The 19,590-nt window shown below is 69.5% G+C and carries 17 protein-coding genes and 1 pseudogene; all 18 read left to right on the top strand.

Annotation, left to right across the window (positions count from 1 at the left end; genetic code table 11):
* The first annotated feature begins 73 nt into the window (after window positions 1-73).
* On the top strand, window positions 74-769 hold the full coding sequence (locus ACFQS1_RS10425; RefSeq protein WP_378966244.1) for a demethylmenaquinone methyltransferase: 696 nt from the start codon (window positions 74-76) through the stop codon (window positions 767-769).
* A gap of 48 nt (window positions 770-817) precedes the next feature.
* Window positions 818-1,087: a hypothetical protein gene (locus ACFQS1_RS10420; protein ID WP_378966242.1), complete on the top strand. Its 270-nt coding sequence runs from the start codon at window positions 818-820 to the stop codon at window positions 1,085-1,087.
* A gap of 107 nt (window positions 1,088-1,194) precedes the next feature.
* Window positions 1,195-2,508 (top strand): geranylgeranyl reductase family protein, encoded by a 1,314-nt coding sequence (locus ACFQS1_RS10415; protein ID WP_378966240.1) that lies wholly within the window; start codon window positions 1,195-1,197, stop codon window positions 2,506-2,508.
* Between the two features lie 121 nt (window positions 2,509-2,629).
* Window positions 2,630-2,995 carry an NADH-quinone oxidoreductase subunit A gene (locus tag ACFQS1_RS10410; RefSeq protein ID WP_465263202.1) on the top strand — a complete coding sequence of 122 codons (366 nt, stop codon included), beginning with the start codon at window positions 2,630-2,632 and terminating at the stop codon, window positions 2,993-2,995.
* 6 nt (window positions 2,996-3,001) lie between these two features.
* Window positions 3,002-3,673 (top strand): NuoB/complex I 20 kDa subunit family protein, encoded by a 672-nt coding sequence (locus ACFQS1_RS10405; RefSeq protein ID WP_378966238.1) that lies wholly within the window; start codon window positions 3,002-3,004, stop codon window positions 3,671-3,673.
* A complete protein-coding gene (locus ACFQS1_RS10400) occupies window positions 3,670-4,401 on the top strand; it encodes an NADH-quinone oxidoreductase subunit C (RefSeq protein ID WP_378966236.1) in 732 nt (243 codons plus the stop codon). The genes ACFQS1_RS10405 and ACFQS1_RS10400 overlap by 4 nt, the downstream gene beginning before the upstream one ends.
* Complete coding sequence (locus ACFQS1_RS10395) at window positions 4,398-5,738, top strand: NADH-quinone oxidoreductase subunit D (protein ID WP_378966233.1); 1,341 nt, start codon at window positions 4,398-4,400, stop codon at window positions 5,736-5,738. Before ACFQS1_RS10400 ends, ACFQS1_RS10395 begins: the two co-directional genes overlap by 4 nt.
* A complete protein-coding gene (nuoE, locus tag ACFQS1_RS10390; RefSeq protein ID WP_378966231.1) occupies window positions 5,739-6,824 on the top strand; it encodes an NADH-quinone oxidoreductase subunit NuoE in 1,086 nt (361 codons plus the stop codon). It begins immediately after the preceding gene.
* Window positions 6,821-8,155 carry an NADH-quinone oxidoreductase subunit NuoF gene (gene nuoF / locus ACFQS1_RS10385; protein ID WP_378966229.1) on the top strand — a complete coding sequence of 445 codons (1,335 nt, stop codon included), beginning with the start codon at window positions 6,821-6,823 and terminating at the stop codon, window positions 8,153-8,155. Before nuoE ends, nuoF begins: the two co-directional genes overlap by 4 nt.
* Window positions 8,155-10,740, top strand: a complete 2,586-nt coding sequence (locus ACFQS1_RS10380) for an NADH-quinone oxidoreductase subunit G (RefSeq protein WP_378966227.1) — start codon at window positions 8,155-8,157, stop codon at window positions 10,738-10,740. The genes nuoF and ACFQS1_RS10380 overlap by 1 nt, the downstream gene beginning before the upstream one ends.
* A gap of 5 nt (window positions 10,741-10,745) precedes the next feature.
* Window positions 10,746-12,104, top strand: coding sequence for an NADH-quinone oxidoreductase subunit NuoH (gene nuoH, locus ACFQS1_RS10375; protein WP_378966381.1), 1,359 nt, complete (start codon window positions 10,746-10,748; stop codon window positions 12,102-12,104).
* Window position 12,105: 1 nt separating this feature from the next.
* Window positions 12,106-12,762, top strand: coding sequence for an NADH-quinone oxidoreductase subunit NuoI (gene nuoI / locus ACFQS1_RS10370; RefSeq protein WP_378966224.1), 657 nt, complete (start codon window positions 12,106-12,108; stop codon window positions 12,760-12,762).
* The gene (locus ACFQS1_RS10365) at window positions 12,759-13,508 is read left to right on the top strand and encodes an NADH-quinone oxidoreductase subunit J (RefSeq protein ID WP_378966222.1); all 750 of its coding nucleotides are present in this window, start codon (window positions 12,759-12,761) and stop codon (window positions 13,506-13,508) included. The genes nuoI and ACFQS1_RS10365 overlap by 4 nt, the downstream gene beginning before the upstream one ends.
* Before the next feature lie 10 nt (window positions 13,509-13,518).
* Window positions 13,519-13,818, top strand: a complete 300-nt coding sequence (gene nuoK / locus ACFQS1_RS10360; protein ID WP_378966220.1) for an NADH-quinone oxidoreductase subunit NuoK — start codon at window positions 13,519-13,521, stop codon at window positions 13,816-13,818.
* 12 nt (window positions 13,819-13,830) lie between these two features.
* A complete protein-coding gene (gene nuoL, locus ACFQS1_RS10355; RefSeq protein ID WP_378966218.1) occupies window positions 13,831-15,756 on the top strand; it encodes an NADH-quinone oxidoreductase subunit L in 1,926 nt (641 codons plus the stop codon).
* Window positions 15,753-17,303 carry an NADH-quinone oxidoreductase subunit M gene (locus tag ACFQS1_RS10350; protein ID WP_378966216.1) on the top strand — a complete coding sequence of 517 codons (1,551 nt, stop codon included), beginning with the start codon at window positions 15,753-15,755 and terminating at the stop codon, window positions 17,301-17,303. The genes nuoL and ACFQS1_RS10350 overlap by 4 nt, the downstream gene beginning before the upstream one ends.
* A gap of 2 nt (window positions 17,304-17,305) precedes the next feature.
* Window positions 17,306-18,838, top strand: a complete 1,533-nt coding sequence (gene nuoN / locus ACFQS1_RS10345) for an NADH-quinone oxidoreductase subunit NuoN (RefSeq protein ID WP_378966214.1) — start codon at window positions 17,306-17,308, stop codon at window positions 18,836-18,838.
* A gap of 91 nt (window positions 18,839-18,929) precedes the next feature.
* Window positions 18,930-19,238 (top strand): annotated as a pseudogene (locus ACFQS1_RS10340) (nucleotidyltransferase family protein); the annotation flags it as partial.
* Window positions 19,239-19,590: the final 352 nt, after the last annotated feature.

Genomic DNA, 19,590 nt, shown 5'->3' with positions numbered 1-19,590 from the left:
ACTGTTTGTGAGGTTCGCTTTAGTCCGCGTGTGGGTGGTGGGCGGGGCCGGTTGGATGGGAAATAGTTGCCCGGTGACGCGCGCAGATCTGGACAAGCAGCCGCACGAGGTCGCCGAGATGTTCGACGGCGTGGCCAAGCGGTACGACCTCACCAACACCGTGCTCTCCTTCGGCCAGGACCGGGGCTGGCGTCGCGCCACCCGGGCGGCGCTGGGGCTGCGCCCCGGCGAACGGGTCCTCGACGTCGGCGCCGGCACCGGCGTCTCGACCGAGGAAATGGCCCGGTCGGGCGCCTACGCGGTCGGCGCCGACCTGTCGATCGGCATGCTGCGGGCCGGGCGCTCGGTGCGGCCGCAGGTGCCGTTGCTGGCCGGCGACGCGCTGCGCCTGCCGTTCCCGGATGCCACCTTCGACGCGGTGACCATCTCGTTCGCCCTGCGCAACGTGGTGGACACCGAGGGCGCGCTGCGCGAGTTCGGGCGGGTGACGCGTCCGGGCGGCCGACTGGTCGTGTGTGAGTTCAGCCACCCGGTGAATCCGGCGTTCCGCACCGTCTACCTGCAATATCTGATGCGCTCGCTGCCGGCCGTGGCCCGCGGCGTGTCGAGCAACCCCGAGGCGTACGTGTATCTCGCCGAATCCATCCGCGCGTGGCCCGGCCAGGAGGCCCTCGCGGCCCGGATCGGGGCCGCCGGCCCGTGGACCCGGGTGGGCTGGCGCGATCTCACCGGGGGTGTTGTCGCGCTCCATCGCGCCACTCGGGTATAAAACGGTCATTCGGCTGTCTAGGGCGGTAACACCTGTTTTGCTGCCCTCATGACGACTTTCGGGCAACTAGAGGACACGGACATCGACATCGCTATCGACGACAACGAAGCGGGCGAGCGACGCGGCATGGAGCTGGCCGCCCGGATCCGGATGGTGGCCGCGCAGGACCCGGAACTGGCTCAGGACCTGGTAGATGAGCTGATCGTCGCCCTCGACAAGGCGATGGGCGGTACGTTTCGGGAATACCTGGACCAAGAGCCATCTGATGGCGCAGAGCGGACCTTGACGGATAGCGGATCGGGCATTTCACCGGCATGAAACAGTTAGGGTTGCCTAACCCGAACGAGCTTCGATGGCCGTCCTAGACTCCGATCTGGGCGTGCTTGTGAACTGTTTCACGAGCCCGCACGAGACGGAGGTGTGCCGTGCACAACCCAGCTACATCGGGGCCCGCTGGTCCGTCGGGAGTCATCGAGGACGAAGCCGACGCAATAGTGGTCGGCGCCGGGCCGGGAGGCTCCGCGGCGGCCTACCACATGGCGCGGCACGGCCTGCGGGTCCTGCTGCTGGAGAAGACCGAGTTCCCGCGCGAGAAGGTCTGCGGTGACGGTCTGACCCCGCGCGCCGTCCGGCAGCTCGTCCGGATGGGGGTCGACACCTCCGAGAAGGCGGGCTGGCTGCACAACAAGGGCCTGCGAGTGATCGGCGGCGGCGTCCGCCTCGAGCTGGACTGGCCCGATCTGGCCAGCTTTCCGAACTACGGCCTGGTCCGCACCCGGCTCGACTTCGACGACATGCTCGCCAAGCGCGCGGCCGAGGCCGGCGCGCTGCTGCGTACCGGGGTGAACGTGACCGGTCCGGTCCTCGACGACGAGGGCCGGGCGATCGGCGTCACCGCCAAGGTCGGCCCGGGCAAGGAGCCGGTCGAGTTCCGTGCCCCGCTGGTGATCGCGGCCGACGGCGTCTCCGGCAAGCTGCCGCTGGGGATGGGCCTGGCCAAGCGCGACGACCGCCCGATCGGCGTCGCGGTCCGGCGCTACTACCACTCCCCGGTGCGCGCCGACGACGACTACCTGGAGTCCTGGCTCGAGCTGCGCAGCGCCACCGATCGCGAGCGCCTGCTGCCCGGGTACGGCTGGATCTTCGGCATGGGCGACGGCCGGGTCAACGTGGGCCTCGGCATCCTCAACTCGTCCAGCGCCTTCGGCAAGACCAACTACCGCTCGATGCTCACCGACTGGCTGGCCGGCACGCCGGCCGACTGGGGCATGCGCGGCGAGGAGAACGCGGACGGCCCGATCCTCGGCGCCGCGCTGCCGATGGGCTTCAACCGGGTGCCGCACTACACCCGGGGGCTGATGCTGGTCGGCGACTCCGGCGGCATGGTCAACCCGATGAACGGCGAGGGCATCGCGTACGCGATGGAGTCCGGCGAGCTGGCGGCGGAGGTGGCCGTGCAGGCGCTCGCCCGGCCCGCGGGCGCCGACCGTGAACGCGCTCTCCGGGCCTATCCGTCCGAGCTGAGCCTGCGTTTCGGCGGCTATTACCGCCTCGGCGGGGTATTCGTGAAGCTGATCGGAAACCCACAGATCATGCGCATCGCCACCAAGCACGGCATGCCGCATCCGACGCTGATGCGGTTCGTGCTCAAGCTGCTGGCCAACCTGACCGACCCGCGTGGCGGCGACGCCATGGACCGGATCATCAACGGCCTGACGAGGGTGGCGCCGGCCGTATGAGCATCGAGCAGAGCCTTCAGGCAGGTCAGGGGCGGTGGGCAGGGCGGTTGGAGGACCCGGTCGACGCTGCGCCGAATCGGATCAATAGTGTGAAGCGGCTAACGTTCGAGCAGGAGAGATCATGACGATCAACCCATACGTCCCGATCGTCGCGCTGATGATTCTGGGCGCGCTGTTCGCGCTGTTCTCGGTCGGTATCGCGCCGATCGTCGGCCCGAAGCGCTACAACCGGGCAAAACTCGAAGCGTACGAGTGCGGGATCGAGCCGGCGCCGCAGCCGATCGGCGGTGGCCGGTTCCCGGTGAAGTTCTACCTGACCGCGATGCTCTTCATCATCTTCGACATCGAGACCATCTTCCTGTATCCGTGGGCCGTGTCCTTCAACGCCCTCGGCGTGTTCGGGTTCGTGGAGATGGTCCTGTTCATCGTCACCGTCTTCATCGCCTACACGTACGTGTGGCGGCGCGGCGGACTCAACTGGGACTGATGCGTTATGGGTATCGAAGAGAAGCTCCCTGCCGGAATCCTGCTCACCTCGGTCGAGCTGCTCTCGAACTGGGCGCGTAAGTCCTCGTTCTGGGGCGCCACCTTCGGCCTCGCCTGCTGCGCGATCGAGATGATGGCCGCCGGCGGCCCGCACTACGACCTCGGCCGCTGGGGCATGGAGGTCTTCCGGGCCTCGCCCCGCCAGGCCGACCTGATGATCGTGGCCGGCCGGGTCAGCCAGAAGATGGCGCCCGTCGTCCGCCAGATCTACGACCAGATGCCCGAGCCCCGCTCGGTGATCTCGATGGGTGTGTGCGCGTCGTCCGGCGGCATGTTCAACAACTACGCGATCTTGCAGGGTGTGGACCACATCGTCCCGGTCGACATCTACCTGCCCGGCTGCCCGCCGCGGCCCGAGATGCTGATCGACGCCATCCTCAAGATGCGCGAGAAGGTGCTGCACCAGCCGCTCGGCCCGAACGGCCGCAAGATGCTCGAGGCGCGCAAGGCCGCGGGCAAGACGCCGGTCGTCGCGCCCGGCGCGATGCCCTCCTCCTACCGGGTCGACAAGACCCGTCGCGCGGAGTGGACCCAGGCGGTCAAGGAAGGCCGCGAGGAACAGCTGCGCATCGAGAACTGGATGAAGCTTCAGCCGCACCTGCGGGAGGCCGGGAAGTGACCGAACCCAACAGCCCGGAAGTCTCGACCGGCGGCGTGCCGGTCAGCGCCGACCCGGTCGGCGCCGACATCGACGCGCCCGCCCAGGTCCCGCCGAGCCCGCAGAAGGGCATGTTCGGCATCACCGGCACCGGCGACGTCTCCGGCTACGGCGGCCTGGTCCGCCGGCGGCCCGACGTGGCCGGTAGCCCCAAGCCGTACGGCGGGTACTTCGACGAGGTCACCGACGCGCTGGAGGAGGCCTACCCGGCGTTCGCCGACGCGATCGAGAAGGTCGTCGTCGACCGCGGCGAGCTGACCCTGCACATCAAGCCCGAGCGGATCGCCGAGGTCTGCCAGGTGGTGCGCGACGACGAGGCGCTCCGCTTCGAGCTGTGCTCCTCGGTCGACGGCGTCGACTACCTGGGCAGCGACAACCGGCGGCTGCACGTCAGCTACCAGCTGACCTCGATGACGTACCGCCGCCGCATCCGGCTGGAGGTCGCCGTCGCCGTGGGCACCAGCGTCCCGAGCGTGACCGGCGTCTACCCGACCGCCGACTGGCAGGAGCGGGAGGTGTACGACATGTTCGGGGTCGTCTTCACCGGCCACCCCAACCTGACCCGGATTCTCATGCCGGACGACTGGGAGGGCCACCCCCAGCGGAAGGACTACCCGCTCGGCGGCGTGCCCGTCGAGTACAAGGGCGCCGAAATTCCGCCGCCGGACCAGCGGAGGGTCTACCAATGACACGAGCCACCAGCGATCGGCAGTCATACGCCACCGAGCGCGAGACCACCGAGGGCCGTGTCTTCACGGTCACCGGCGGCGACTGGGATGCGATCACCAACAACATCGATCCGCTCAGCAACGAGAAGATCGTTGTCAACATGGGCCCGCAGCACCCGTCCACGCACGGCGTGCTCCGGCTCGTGCTGGAGCTGGAGGGCGAGACGGTCACCGAGTGCCGCCCGGTCGTCGGTTACCTGCACACCGGCATCGAGAAAAACCTCGAGTACCGCAACTGGACCCAGGGCGTCACCTTCGTGACGCGGATGGACTACCTCGCCAACATGTTCAACGAGGTGGGCTACTGCCTCGCGGTGGAGAGGCTGCTCGGCATCGAGGACCAGATCACCGAGCGGGCCACCACCATCCGGGTCATGTTCATGGAGCTGCAGCGGATCGCCTCGCACCTGGTGTGGCTGGCGACCACCGGCATGGAGCTCGGCGCGATCTCGATGATGCTGTACGGCTTCCGCGAGCGGGAGTACATCCTCGACATCTTCGAGGAGACCTCCGGCCTGCGGATGAACAACGGCTACATCCGGCCGGGCGGCCTCTCGCAGGACCTGCCGGAATCGGCGATCCGCAAGATCCGTGACTTCCTCGTCTACATGCCGAAGAAGCTCAAGGAGTACGAGAACATGCTGTCCGGCCAGATCATCTGGCAGCAGCGCACCCAGGGTGTCGCCGTCCTCGACGTCACCGGCTGCATGGCGCTGGGCACCACCGGCCCGGTGCTGCGCGCCGCGGGCCTGGCCTGGGACCTGCGCAAGACGATGCCGTACTGCGGCTACGAGACGTACGAGTTCGACGTGCCGACCGCCACGACGGCCGACGTCTGGGGTCGCTACCAGGTGCGGGTGGCCGAGATCCGGGAGTCGCTCAAGATCATCGAGCAGACTCTCGACCGCCTCCGCCCGGGCCCGATCTGGATCTCCGACAAGAAGATCGCCTGGCCGGCCCAGCTCGCGCTCGGCGTCGACGGCCTCGGCAACTCGCTGGAGCACGTGGCCAAGATCATGGGTCAGTCGATGGAGTCGCTGATTCACCACTTCAAGCTGGTGACCGAGGGCTTCCGGGTTCCGCCGGGCCAGGTCTACGTCGGCATCGAGCACCCCCGCGGCGAGCTCGGCGTGCACGCGGTCTCCAACGGCGGCACGCGCCCCTACCGGGTGCACTACCGCGACCCCAGCTTCGTGAACCTGCAGGCCATCGTGCCGATGGCCGAAGGCGCGCTGCTGGCCGACGTGATCGCCGGCGGCGCGTCCCTCGACCCCGTGATGGGTGGGTGTGACCGCTAAATGTCCGACAAGACGATCGAGTTCTCTCCGGCCGCGGCGCCGCTGGCGGAAAATCTGCTCCCCGCGGCGCTCGAGATCATCGCGCGCTACCCGGAGGGCCGCAGCCGCTCCGCGCTGCTTCCGCTGCTGCACCTGGTGCAGACCGAGGAGGGCCACGTCAGCCCCGGCGGGGTGACCTTCTGCGCCGAGGTGCTGGGCATCAACAAGGCCCAGGTCGGCGCGGTCGCCACGTTCTACACCATGTACAAGCGGCGCCCCACCGGCGAATACCTGGTCAGCGTCTGCACCAACACGCTGTGCAACATGATGGGCGGCCAGGAGGTCTACGACCGGCTGACCGACCACCTCGGCGTGGGCCACGACGAGACCACGGCCGACGGCAAGATCACCGTCGAGCACGCCGAGTGCCTGGCCGCCTGCGACTACGCGCCGGTGGTGACGGTCAACTACGACTTCGCCATCGACGAGGCCACCCCCGAGGCGGCGATCGAGCTGACCGACGCGCTGCGCCGCGGTGAGCGCCCGATGCCGTCGCGCGGCGCCCGGATCTGCTCGCTCAGGGAGATGCAGCACCAGCTCGCCGGCTTCGCCGACGAGCGGGACGGCGCGGTCGCCGACGGGCCGGCCGGCGCCTCCACCCTGCGCGGCGTGACCCTGGCCCAGCAGTACGGGATCGCGGTGCCGGACTTCCACCTGGACGCCCCGATCAACAAGACCAAGCCCGCGCCCCGCGAGGAGAACAGGGGCCGGGTCGCCACGGCCGCCGACAAGGTCACCGGCACGGTGCGCGCGGCGGCCGGCGCAGTCGCGGACAGGGTCGAGGAGCGGCGCACCGCCCGGGCCGCGTCCCAGGCCACCGACCGGGCCGGCAAGCCGACCGACACCGGCGACGCCAAGGACCCCGAGATCCGCACGGCCGAGCAGCGCAACCCCACCATGGGCGAGCCGGACAAGACCGGCGACAGCCGGGCCACCCGGGCGGTGCCCAGCAACTCGGCCGAGGCCGAGGGAGTGGCCACGAACCTGCCGGCCGGCGACGGCAAGCCGGCCGGCGACACCGAGCGCGGTAACGAGGAGCAGAAGTGACTCAGCCACGGCGTGAGGTCCTCGAGAAGCTGACCCCCGTCCTGACCAAGCGCTGGCTGTCGCCGGACGCCTGGAAGATCGACGTCTACGAGCGGCTGGATGGCTACGCGGCCCTCAAGAAGGCGCTCGACGTGCACCCCGACGACCTGATCCAGCTGGTGAAGGACTCCGGCCTGCGCGGCCGCGGCGGCGCCGGCTTCCCCACCGGTCTCAAGTGGGGCTTCATCCCGCAGGAGCCTGATGGGGGTTTGAAACCAGCCAAGCCGCATTACCTGGTCATCAACGCCGACGAGGGCGAGCCGGGCACCTGCAAGGACCTGCCCCTGATGACCTACGACCCGCACGCGCTGGTCGAAGGCGCGATCATCGCCGCGTACGCGATCCGGGCCAACCGCGCGTTCATCTACATCCGCGGCGAGGCGGTGCACGCGGCCCGCCGGCTGCGCGCGGCCGTCCAGCAGGCGTACGCGAAGGGCTATCTCGGCACGAACATCCTGGGCTCGGGTTTCGACCTCGACCTGGTCGTGCACTCGGGCGCCGGCGCGTACATCTGCGGCGAGGAGACCGCGTTGCTCGACTCGCTGGAGGGCTTCCGCGGCCAGCCCCGGCTGCGCCCGCCCTTCCCGGCCATCGCCGGCCTGTACGCGAGCCCGACGGTGGTCAACAACGTCGGCACCATCGCCAGCGTGCCGTACATCGTGCTGGGCGGCGCCGATTGGTGGCGCAGCATGGGCACCGAGAAGTCGACCGGCCCGATGATCTATTCGCTCTCCGGCCGGATCGTCAACCCGGGCCAGTACGAGTGCGGGCTCGGCATCACCCTGCGCGAGCTGATCGAGCTGGCCGGCGGCATGAAGCCCGGGCACACCCTGAAGTTCTGGACGCCGGGCGGCTCGTCGACGCCGCTGCTGACCGCCGAGCACATCGACACGCCGATGGACTTCGAGGGGGTCGCGGCCCAGGGCTCGCTGCTGGGCACCACGGCCATGCAGATCTTCAGCGACCAGGACTGCCCGGTCTACGCGACCTGGCGGTGGCTGGAGTTCTACCACCACGAGTCGTGCGGCAAGTGCACGCCGTGCCGCGAGGGCAACTACTGGATGGTGCGCACGTACCGCCGGATCCTCTCCGGCGAGGGCACCTACGAGGACCTCGACACCCTGCAGGACACCGCCGACAACGTCTTCGGCCGGTCGTTCTGCGGCCTGGGCGACGGTGCGGCGACCCCGGTGATGTCGACGCTGAAGTACTTCCGCCAGGACTACCTGGACTACATCGAGGGCCGCACCGCGCCGCGTCTGTCCGCCAAGGCCCTGGTTGGAGCTCACTGATGACCGACGTTGCCAAGAAGGCAGACACAGTCACCCTCACGATCGACGGGATAGAAGTCACCGCGGAAAAGGGTGAGCTGGTCATCCGGGTCGCCGAGCGGATGGGCATCGCGATCCCGCGGTTCTGCGACCACCCGCTGCTCGCCCCGGCCGGCGCGTGCCGCCAGTGCCTGGTCGAGATCGAGGGCCAGCGCAAGCCGGTCGCCTCCTGCACCCAGGCGGTCGCCGAGGGCATGGTGGTCAAGACCCAGCTGACCTCCGAGGTGGCCGACAAGGCCCAGCACGGCATCATGGAGATGCTGCTGATCAACCATCCGCTGGACTGCCCGACCTGCGACAAGGGCGGCGAGTGCCCGCTGCAGAACCAGGCGATGTCCAACGGCCGGGCCGACTCGCGCTTCCACGAGCACAAGCGGGAGTACGAGAAGCCGATCCACATCTCCACCCAGGTGCTGCTCGACCGCGAGCGCTGCATCCTCTGCCAGCGCTGCACGCGGTTCTCCGAGGAGATCGCCGGCGACAAGTTCATCGACCTGATGGACCGCTCCTCGGCCGAGCAGATCAACGTGTACCGGGACGACTTCTTCGGCGGCCGGGGCACCGGCGACGGACAGGCCGGCGAGGACGAGGGCGACGTCCCGTTCAACTCGTACTTCTCCGGCAACACCATCCAGATCTGCCCGGTGGGCGCGCTGACCGGCGAGCAGTACCGGTTCCGCGCCCGCCCGTTCGACCTGGTCTCCACGCCGACGGCCTGCGAGCACTGCGCGGCCGGCTGCTCGATGCGCGCCGACCACCGCCGCGGCAAGGTGCTGCGCCGCCTGGCCGGCGACGACCCGGCGGTCAACGAGGAGTGGAACTGCGACAAGGGCCGGTGGGGTTTCCGGTACGCCACCGCCAACGACCGGATCATGAACCCGCTGGTCCGCGACGCCCGCACCGGCGAGCTGCGCGAGGCCTCCTGGAGCGAGGCGCTGTTCACGGCGGCGGAGGGCCTCAAGGCGGCCAAGGCCGCCGGCGGCGTCGGGGTGCTGACCGGCGGCCGGCTCACGGTGGAGGACGCGTACGCGTACGCGAAGTTCGCCCGGCTCGCCCTCGGCACCAACGACATCGACTTCCGGGCCCGCCCAATCGCCACGTCTGACAACCCAGGCGAGGAGGCTGCATTTCTCGCCGCCGCGGTGGCCGGCGGGGTCTCCGACGTGACCTACGAGGACGTCGAGAACGCCCCCGCCGCGGTCATCGTCGGCCTGGAGCCGGAAGAGGAGTGCCCCATCCTCTTCCTCCGGCTGCGCAAGGCGGCCAACAAGCGCAAGCTCCAGGTCACGGCGGTCGCGCCGTACCTGAGCCGCGGCTTCACCAAGGTCGGCGCGGCACTCGTCGCCGCCACCCCGGGCGAGGAGGCCCGGATCCTGGCCGACGACCCGGCGGTGGCCGCGGCGCTCGCCACCCCAGGCGCCCTGCTGATCGTCGGCGAGCGCCTGGCCACCGTGCCGGGCGGGCTCTCCGCGGCGGCCGCGGCGGCCGAGCGCACCGGCGCCCGCCTCGCGTGGGTGCCGCGCCGGGCCGGCGACCGCGGCGCGGTCGACGCCGGCTGCCTGCCCAACCTGCTCCCCGGCGGCCGTCCGGTCGCCGACCCGGCCGCCCGCGCCGAGCTCTCGCTGGCCTGGGACGTCGAGAGCGGCCGCCTGCCCAGCGCGCCCGGCCGGGACACCGACGCGATCATCGCGGCGGCCGCGAAGGGCGAGCTCGGCGGCCTGCTGGTCGCGGGCGTCGACCCGGCCGACCTGTCCGACCCGCGCCTCGCCGAGCAGGCGCTCGACAAGGCGGGCTTCGTGGTCAGCCTCGAGATCCGCGGCAGCGCGGTCACCCGCCGCGCCGACGTGGTGCTCCCGGTGGCCCCGGCCCAGGAGAAGTCCGGCACGTTCATGGACTGGGAGGGCCGGCTCCGCTCGTTCCCGACCGTCCTGCCGACCACGGCGATGTCCGACGGCCGGGTGCTGGAGGCGATCGCGGCCCAGCTCGACCCGTCCAACCACCCCGCCACCGCCCAAAAAACGACTAAAGGCTTCTCACTGGGTACCGGCGACGTGATGGCGATCCGGCGCGAGCTGGGCGCCATGCCGCCCACCAGGGCCGGCCGCCCCGCGCTGCCGGCCGTGGCCGCGGCCGCGGTCGTCCGGCCGGGCGCCAACGAGGCCGTGCTGGCCACCTGGCACCAGCTGATCGACATGGGCTCGCTGCTCGACGGCGACGACGTGCTCAAGGGCACCGCCCGGCCGCCGGTGGCGCGGATCGGCAAGGACCTCGCCGAGTCGCTCGGCGTGGCCGAGGGCGACATCGTCACCGTGAGCACCGACCGGGGCGGCATCTCGCTGCCGGCCGCGATCACCGACCTGCCCCCGCAGGTGGTGTGGCTTCCCACCAACTCGCCGGGCTCGACGCTGCGTCGCGGCCTCGGCGTCAACTCGGGCGCGGTCGTCCGGCTCACCGCCGGCGTCCCGGGCCCGATCCTCGCCGGGGACCCGGACGGCGGCTCCGCCGCGCTGCCCGGAGAGACCCGCATGAAGGGGGCGAACGCATGAACTCCATGGTCGTGGCGGCCCACGCCGTCGACCCGACGCTCGAGTCGTTCGAGAACGACGTCTGGTGGATCGTCCTGATCAAGCTGATCGGCGTCTTCGTGCTCCTGGTGCTGCTGACGCTGTTCACGATCAACTACGAGCGCAAGGTCGTGGCCCGGATGGCGGTCCGGCCGGGCCCCAACCAGGTCGGTCCCAAGGGCTGGCTGCAGAGCCTCACCGACGGCCTGAAGTTGCCGTTCAAGGAAGAGATCATCCCGAAGACCGCCGACAAGGTGGTCTATTTCATCGCGCCGGTGATCTCCGCCACGACGGCGTTCACGGCGTTCTCGGTGATCCCGTTCGGCGGCGTGGTCAGCATGTTCGGCCACAAGACCGCGCTGCAGCTCACCGACGTGCCGGTCTCGGTGCTGGTGCTGCTGGCCTGCTCGTCGATGGCCGTGTACGGCGTGGTGCTCTCCGGCTGGGCGTCCGGCTCGACCTACCCGCTGCTGGGCGGCCTGCGGTCGAGCGCGCAGATGATCTCGTACGAGGTCGCGATGGGCCTGTCGATCGTCGCGGTCTTCATGACCGCCGGCACGATGAGCACCTCGCAGATCGTGAAGGCGCAGGCCGAGGGCAACCCGTTCCACCTGTTCGGCATGGAGCTGACCACGCCGAGCTGGTACGCGGTGCTGCTGCTGCCGAGCTTCATCATCTACATGATCGCCGCGGTCGGCGAGACCAACCGCGCTCCGTTCGACCTGCCCGAGGCCGAGTCCGAGCTGGTCGGCGGCTTCCACACCGAGTACTCGTCGTTCAAGTTCGCGATGTTCTTCCTCGCCGAGTACATCAACATGATCACCGTGTCGGCGTTCTGCACCACGCTCTTCCTCGGCGGATGGCGTGCCCCGTGGCCGATCACCGCGGTCTGGTCCGGCGCCAACTCCGGCTGGTTCAGCCTGATCTGGTTCTTCGCCAAGGTGCTGATCTTCCTGTTCGGCTTCATCTGGCTGCGGGCCACGCTCCCCCGGATGCGGTACGACCAGTTCATGCGCTTCGGGTGGAAGGTCCTCATCCCGGTCAACCTGGTGTGGATCCTCTTCCTCTCCTACGTCAAGGTCGCCAACAACGAGCTCTCCGACCGCGCCAAGTGGCTGTCGATCGGCGGCATCGTGGTGGTGGTCCTGCTGGTCGCGCTGTTCTGGCCGGCCGCCCGCAAGCCGAGGCAGATCTCCATCGAGGAACAACTGGCCGCCCGCCCGCCGGGCAGCTTCCCGGTGCCACCGATGGATCTACAGGTACCCCCGAGCCCGCGGGCCCGCCGCGCGGTGGCCGAACGCACCCCCGCCACCGTCGGCGGCGAATCCGAAACCAAGGAGGTGTGACGTGGGGACGTTCACCGGCTCGTTCAAGGGCTTCGGGGTGACCTTCGCGCACATGTTCCGCAAGGTCGTCACGACCGACTACCCGTTCTCCCCGCCGACGCCGGCGCCGCGCTACCACGGCCGGCACATCCTCAACCGGCACCCGGACGGCCTGGAGAAGTGCATCGGCTGCGAGCTGTGCGCCTGGGCCTGCCCGGCCGACGCGATCTACGTCGAGGGCGGCGACAACACCGACGAGGAGCGCTACTCGCCGGGTGAGCGGTACGCGAAGATCTACCAGATCAACTACGCCCGCTGCATCTTCTGCGGCCTGTGCATCGAGGCCTGCCCGACCCGTTCGCTGACCATGAGCAACGAGTACGAGCTGGCCCGCGACAGCCGGCAGGACCTGATCTTCACGAAGAAGGAGCTGCTGGCGCCGCTGCTGCCGGGCATGGAGCAGCCGCCGCACCCGATGCGGCTGGGCGACACCGACAAGGACTACTACGTCGGCGCGCTCACCAACCCGGGCACCTCGGCCGGCGCCGAGCGCGCGCCGTGGTCCGACGCGGGCACGCACGACGCGTCGGATCCGGCGGAGTCGGCCGGCCGGCCCGAGACGGCGGGCACCAGCCACCGGGCCGGCGCCGGTGACCAGCCCAAGGAGGTCGTCCGATGAGCCACGTGTCCACCGGTGAGGCCTGGGCCTTCTGGATCCTCGGCTCGATCGCGGTGATCGGCGCGCTCGGCATGGTGATCGCCCGCAACGCGGTGCACTCCGCGCTCTGGCTCGTGGTCACGATGCTCTGCCTGGGCTTCATGTACGTGGTCAACGCGGCGCCGTTCCTCGGCGCCGTGCAGATCATCGTCTACACCGGCGCGATCATGATGCTGTTCCTCTTCGTGCTCATGCTGGTCGGGCGGGACGCCTCCGACTCGCTGATCGAGACGTTACGCGGGCAGCGGATCGCGGCGATCGTGCTCGGCGTCGGCTTCGCGGTGCTGGTCGCCACCGGGCTCGCCCGCGCGCTCGGCGACTTTCCCGCCGTCGGCCTGACCGAGGCGAACGCCGCGCACGGCGGCAACGTGCAGGGCTTGGCCGCGCTGCTGTTCACCCGGTACGTCTTCGCCTTCGAGCTCACCTCGGCCCTGCTGATCACGGCGGCGGTCGGCGCGCTGGTGATGGCGCACGTCGAGCGGGCCAAGGCCGACATCATGGACCAGGTCACCCGGATGACCCGGCGGTTCCGGCCGGGCAACTACCCCGGCCCGAAGCCGGGCCCGGGCGTCTACGCCAACACGATGTCGGTCGCGGCGCCCGCGCGGCTGCCCGACGGCAACGGCAGCGAGCGGAGCATCTCGCCGATCCTGCCCGTGCGTGAGCTGACCGCCCAAGAGGTCGCTCCGAAGGGGACCGAGAAATGAAGGTTGCGAAGTGACTCCCGACTACTACCTCATCCTCGCGGCGATCCTGTTCACCATCGGCGCGACCGGGGTGCTCATCCGCCGCAACGCGATCGTGTTGTTCATGTGCATCGAGCTCATGCTCAACGCGGCGAACCTGGCGCTGGTCACCTTCAGCCGGATCAACGGCAGCCTCGACGGTCAGATCATCTCGTTCTTCGTGATGGTGGTCGCGGCGGCCGAGGTCGTGGTGGGTCTCGCCATCATCATGTCGATCTTCCGTACGCGGCGCTCGGCGAGCGTCGACGACGCGAACCTTCTTAAGTACTAAAGGGGCCTTCCTGTGGAACAGACAGTGGAGTATGCCCACGCGACGGGAACGCTGAGCGGGATCTGGCTGCTGGTGGCCATTCCGCTGGCCAGCGCCGCGGTCCTGCTGCTCCTCGGCAAACGGGCCGACAAGTGGGGACATTGGCTCGGCGTCCTCGCGGTGGCGGCCTCGTTCGTGCTGGGCCTGGTGTTCTTCTTCAGCCTCGCCGGGCTCGACGCGGAGCACCGCTCGGCCGAGCTGAGCCTGTGGGACTTCATGACCGTCGGTGGGTTGCATGTCGACTTCGGCATGCTGTTCGACCCGCTGTCCGGCGTCTTCGTCCTGCTGATCACGGGCGTCGGCTCGCTGATCCACCTGTACGCGGTCGGCTATATGGAGCACGACCCGGGACGCCGCAAGTTCTTCGGCTACTTCAACCTCTTCGTCGCGGCGATGTTGCTGCTGGTTCTCGGCAACAACTACGTGATGCTCTACTTCGGCTGGGAGGGCGTGGGTCTCGCCTCCTACCTGCTGATCGCGTTCTGGTACAACCGCCCGTCGGCGGCCACCGCCGGCAAGAAGGCGTTCCTGATGAACCGGGTCGGCGACGCCGGCCTGGCGATCGGCATCTTCCTGATGTTCGCGACGCTCGGCAGCACCCAGTACGCGGACGTCTTCAACGGGGTCAGCTCGCTGTCCGCGACGACCGTCCTGATCATGGGCATCCTGCTGCTGCTCGGCGCGGCCGGCAAGTCCGGCCAGTTCCCGCTGCAGGCGTGGTTGCCGGACGCCATGGAGGGCCCGACCCCGGTCTCCGCCCTGATCCATGCCGCGACCATGGTCACCGCGGGCGTCTACCTGATCGCCCGTTCCAACCCGATCTTCACGGCGAACACCGCGCTGCAGACGATCGTGGTGAGCGTCGGCGCGATCACGCTGCTCATCGGCTGCATCATCGGCGCGGCCAAGGACGACATCAAGCGGGTCCTGGCCTGGTCGACGGTCAGCCAGATCGGCTACATGTTCCTCGGCGTCGGGCTGGGCGGCGCGGCGTACGCGCTCGCGATCATCCACCTGCTCGCGCACGGCTTCTTCAAGGCCAACATGTTCCTCGGCGCCGGCTCGGTCATGCACGGCATGCACGACCAGGTCGACATCCGGCGGTTCGGTGGCCTCCACAAGTACATGAAGTGGACCTGGCTCACCTTCATGATGGGCTGGCTCGCGATCATCGGCATCCCGCCGCTGTCCGGCTTCTTCTCGAAGGAACCGATCATCGTGGCGGCGTTCGAGCGTGAGGGCTGGACCGCCTGGCTGTACGGCATGGCCGCGCTGATCGGCGCCGGCCTGACCGCGTTCTACATGACCCGGCTGTTCGTGCTGACCTTCCACGGCCCGGAGCGCTACACCGAGGACAACAAGCACCCGCACGAGTCGCCGTACATCATGACCGTGCCGCTGATGCTGCTCGCCCTCGGATCGATCGCCGCCGGTTACCTGATGTCCACGTCGGTGCCGGACTGGCTCGAGCCCGTCTTCGGGGCCGAGCAGGCCGAGGCCGAACCGGTGCTCGCGCACTGGCTGCTCACCACGCTGAGCCTGGTCGTCACGGTGCTCGGCGCCGGCATCGCCTGGGCGCTGTTCCGCCGGGGCACGGCCCTGCAGGAGCAGCCGGCCGGCGCGGTCGTCACGGCGGCCCGGCGCAACCTGTACACCGACGCGTTCAACGAGGCGGTGTTCGAGCGTCCCGGCATCTACCTGACCCGGGCGCTGGTCTACCTCGACAACAAGGGCATCGACGGCATCGTGAACGGCATCGCCGCCGGCGTCGGCGGCAGCTCCGGCCGACTACGACGGCTGCAGACGGGCTTCGTCCGGTCGTACGCCCTCTCCATGCTCACCGGCGCTCTGCTCGTGGTCGGCGCCTTCCTCGCGATCCAGTTGGGGTGGTTGGCGTGACGGACTTTCCGTTCCTGGGGATCCTGACCCTGCTCCCGCTGGTGGGCGCGATCGTGGTCGCGCTGATCCCGCGCCGCAACGGCGAGCTGGCCAAGACGATCGCCTTCGTCTGGTCGCTGGCGGTGCTGGTGCTCACCATCGTCATGTGGGTCGCCTTCAAGGTCGGCGGCGACCGGTTCCAGTTCCACGAGTCGTACGCGTGGATCCCGTCCTGGGACGCCCGCTTCACGTTCGCGGCCGACGGCATCGCGCTCGTCATGCTGATGCTGATCGCGGTGCTCACCCCGGTCGTGATCCTCGCGTCCTGGCACGACGTCGAGTCGTCGCCGGACGGCGCCAAGCGCTCGGTCCCGACCTACTTCGCGCTGCTGCTGGCCTTCGAGTTCACGATGATCGGCGTCTTCGCCGCCGCCGACGTGTTCCTCTTCTACGCGTTCTTCGAGGTCATGCTGATCCCGATGTACTTCATCATCGGGTCGTTCGGCGGGCCCCGCCGGCAGTACGCGGCGGTCAAGTTCTTCCTCTACAGCCTGGTCGGCGGCCTGTTCATGCTGGCCTCGGTGATCGGCCTGTGGGTGGTCGGCGGGCACACGTTCGACTTCGCCAAGCTGGTCGAGTCGGTCAACTCGATCGATCAGAACACCGCCCGCTGGCTGTTCCTCGGCTTCTTCGTGGCCTTCGCGGTCAAGGCGCCGTTCTTCCCGTTCCACACCTGGCTCCCCGACGCCGGTGGCGCGGCCCCGGCGGGTGCGGCCGCGCTGCTGGTCGGCGTGATGGACAAGGTCGGCACCTTCGGCATCCTGCGCTACTGCCTCCCGCTGTTCCCGGAGGCGTCCCGCTGGTTCGCGCCGGCCGCGCTGGTGCTCGCGGTGATCGGCATCATCTACGCGGCGCTGCTCGCGGTCGGCCAGAACGACCTGAAGCGGCTGGTCTCGTACACGTCGATCGCGCATTTCGGCTTCATCGGCATCGGCATCTTCGCCTTCACCACCCAGGCCGGGACCGGCGCGGTGCTCTACATGGTCAACCACGGCCTGGCCACCGGCCTGCTGTTCATCGTGGTCGGCATGTACGTGGCTCGGCGCAAGTCCAGCCTGGTCAGCGACTTCGGCGGCGCCGGCAAGCTCACCCCGGTCCTGGCCGGCGTGCTGCTCTTCGCCGGTCTGGCCTCGCTGGCCCTGCCCGGCACGGCGCCGTTCGTCAGCGAGTTCCTGGTGCTGATCGGCACGTTCTCGGTGCACAAGGCGTACGCCGTCATCGCGACCGCGGGCATCATCCTGGCCGCCGCGTACGCCCTCTGGCTGGTGCAGCGCACCACCCAGGGCACTCTGAACCCGGCGCTCGAAGAGATACCGGCCATGCGCAAGGACATCACCCTGCGGGAGAAGGTCGTGGTCGCGCCGCTGATCCTCCTGCTCATCCTGCTCGGCTTCTACCCGAAGCCGGTCATCGATGTGATCAACCCGGCGGTGCAGGCGACCATGCAGGACGTCGGAAAGACCGACCCGGGCCCGACGTCGGTCGTCGCTAACGGAGGGGCTCGCTAGCCATGGAAGCGCTCAAACTTCCCGAGATCGACTACGGCGCGCTGGCGCCAATGCTGATCCTCTTCGGGGCGGCCTGCGTCGGGATCGTCATCGAGGGGCTGGTCCCGCGCCGGTCGCGGCACACGGTCCAGCTGAGCCTGTCCTTCCTGGCGATCATCGCGGCGTTCGTCATGGTGATCGTCGAGCACGGCACCCGGAAGGTCACCATCGGCGGCGCGGTCGCGGTCGACGGGCCCACGCTGTTTCTGCAGGGCACCCTCCTGGTGCTCGGCGCGGTCTCGATGATGCTGATCGGCGAGCGGTCGATCGAGCGGGGCGGCCCGTTCGTCGCGCAGGCCGCGATCACGGTGGGCTCGCAGAAGGACCTGCGGCAGGCCGGCGACCAGCCCGGCGCGACCGAGGTCTACCCGCTGACCACCTTCGCGCTCGGCGGCATGCTGCTGTTCGTCGCGGCGAACGACCTGCTGACCATGTTCGTCGCGCTCGAGGTCTTCTCGCTGCCGCTGTACCTGCTGTGCGCGCTCGCCCGCCGGCGCCGCCTGCTCAGCCAGGAGGCCGCGCTCAAGTACTTCCTGCTCGGCTCGTACGCGTCGGCGTTCTTCCTGTTCGGCGTCGCGCTGATCTACGGCTTTTCCGGCGGCATCGCGCTCAGCGAGGTGCACGCGGCGGTGGCCAACCCGACCCAGAGCGAGATCCTGCTGTACGGCGGTCTCGCGCTGGTCGCCATCGGCCTGCTGTTCAAGGCCGCGCTGGCGCCGTTCCACGTGTGGACGCCCGACGTCTACCAGGGCGCGCCCACCCCGATCACCGCGCTGATGGCGGCCTGCACCAAGGTCGCCGCGTTCGGCGCGCTGCTGCGGATCCTGTACGTAGCGTTCGAGGGCGTGCGCTGGGACTTCCAGCCGGTCCTGGGCACGGTCGCGGTCCTCACCATGCTGGTCGGCGCGGTCCTCGCGGTGACGCAGACCGACATGAAGCGGCTGCTCGCCTACTCCTCGATCGCGAACGCCGGCTACGTCCTGGTGGGCGTGCTGGCGCTCAACAAGGAGGGCCTGAGCAGCACGATGTTCTACCTGGTCGCGTACGGCTTCTCGGTGCTCGCCGCGTTCGGCATCGTCACGCTGGTGCGCGACGCGGACGGCGAGGCCACCCACCTGTCCCGCTGGGCCGGGCTCGGGCGCAAGAGTCCGTTGTTCGCGCTGACCTTCTCGTTCATCCTGCTGGCGTTCGCCGGCATCCCGCTGACCAGCGGCTTCACCAGCAAGTTCGCGGTCTTCGGCGCGGCGATCGAGGGCGGCCAGACCTGGCTGGTCATCTTCGGTGTGATCACCAGCATGCTGATCGCCTTCCCGTACCTGCGGGTGATCGTGCTGCTCTGGCTGAGCGAGCCCGGCGAGACCACCCCGACGGTGTCCATCCCCGGCTTCCTCACCTCGGCTGCCCTGACCATCGGCGTGGTCGCCACGCTGGCGCTGGGCGTGGTGCCGGCCCCGCTGATCGACCTGACCCGGGACGCGGCGCAGTTCGTCCGCTGACCGTCGATCGACGAACGGGCCTCGGCAACCGCCGGGGCCCGTTGTGCATGAGTCCGAATGTGATACCCCATGAGCGCTCCGCCCGGAGGTCCCGTGGGAGGCGATCAACCAGGCGGCCGTGCACCCCTGGTATCACCGCACATTCGGCGGCGATCCGGTCCCGCCGCTCACCTCGGCCGCCGATGGCGTGGCTACCTGGCCCGAGCGGGCCATCTCGGTGGCCGTCCGCTTGGCCGGCGACGACTGCCTGGAGGTCTGCGCACCCGTGGGCGTCGACGACCTGCTGGACGGCATCTGGCGCCGCAACCCACGCCGCGTCAGCCGGGCGCAGTCGCGAGCCCGCTTGGCCCGCCACAACCCGGCCGTCCGCCGTTTGGCCGTCCGCGTGATCGCGCCCTGACGAGCCGCACGGGTCCTTGCGGCTGGCCGTATCTGATCAGCCCGGCCGGCTGTGCCGCCGCCCGGTCGGGCGGGCGGCGGGTGACCACCACTCGGCTGCGCCGGCTGGGCCGCCGGGACAGCCGGTCGGGCGCGTGGCGGGTGACCACCCACTCGGCCGGGCCGGATGGGCCGCCGGGACAGCCCGGTCGGGCGCGCGGAGCGTGACCACCCACTCAGCCGGGCGATGCGGCGGTTGCCGGGTGGACCGCGTACCCCTGGTGGATTTTGATTTTGATCTTGTTCCGGACACCCCTGGGGCGGGAAGTGTCGGACCCATGTGGCATCGTGAAAGCGTGGTGAGCACCGGTGAT

The organism is Paractinoplanes rhizophilus (assembly GCF_042664765.1).
Classification (GTDB): domain Bacteria; phylum Actinomycetota; class Actinomycetes; order Mycobacteriales; family Micromonosporaceae; genus Actinoplanes; species Actinoplanes rhizophilus.
The sequence above is the reverse complement of the archived record's forward strand: the minus strand, read 5'-3'. Positions and strand labels throughout refer to the sequence as shown.

What these genes read in the sequence shown, in the direction of transcription:
- ACFQS1_RS10405 (WP_378966238.1), top strand. Translation starts at nt 3,002, where the DNA reads ATGGGTATCGAAGAGAAGCTCCCTGCCGGAATCCTGCTCACCTCGGTC.
- nuoN (WP_378966214.1), top strand. Translation starts at nt 17,306, where the DNA reads ATGGAAGCGCTCAAACTTCCCGAGATCGACTACGGCGCGCTGGCGCCA.
- ACFQS1_RS10420 (WP_378966242.1), top strand. Translation starts at nt 818, where the DNA reads ATGACGACTTTCGGGCAACTAGAGGACACGGACATCGACATCGCTATC.
- ACFQS1_RS10380 (WP_378966227.1), top strand. Translation starts at nt 8,155, where the DNA reads ATGACCGACGTTGCCAAGAAGGCAGACACAGTCACCCTCACGATCGAC.
- nuoH (WP_378966381.1), top strand. Translation starts at nt 10,746, where the DNA reads ATGGTCGTGGCGGCCCACGCCGTCGACCCGACGCTCGAGTCGTTCGAG.
- ACFQS1_RS10395 (WP_378966233.1), top strand. Translation starts at nt 4,398, where the DNA reads ATGACACGAGCCACCAGCGATCGGCAGTCATACGCCACCGAGCGCGAG.
- ACFQS1_RS10365 (WP_378966222.1), top strand. Translation starts at nt 12,759, where the DNA reads ATGAGCCACGTGTCCACCGGTGAGGCCTGGGCCTTCTGGATCCTCGGC.
- ACFQS1_RS10410 (WP_465263202.1), top strand. Translation starts at nt 2,630, where the DNA reads ATGACGATCAACCCATACGTCCCGATCGTCGCGCTGATGATTCTGGGC.
- nuoE (WP_378966231.1), top strand. Translation starts at nt 5,739, where the DNA reads ATGTCCGACAAGACGATCGAGTTCTCTCCGGCCGCGGCGCCGCTGGCG.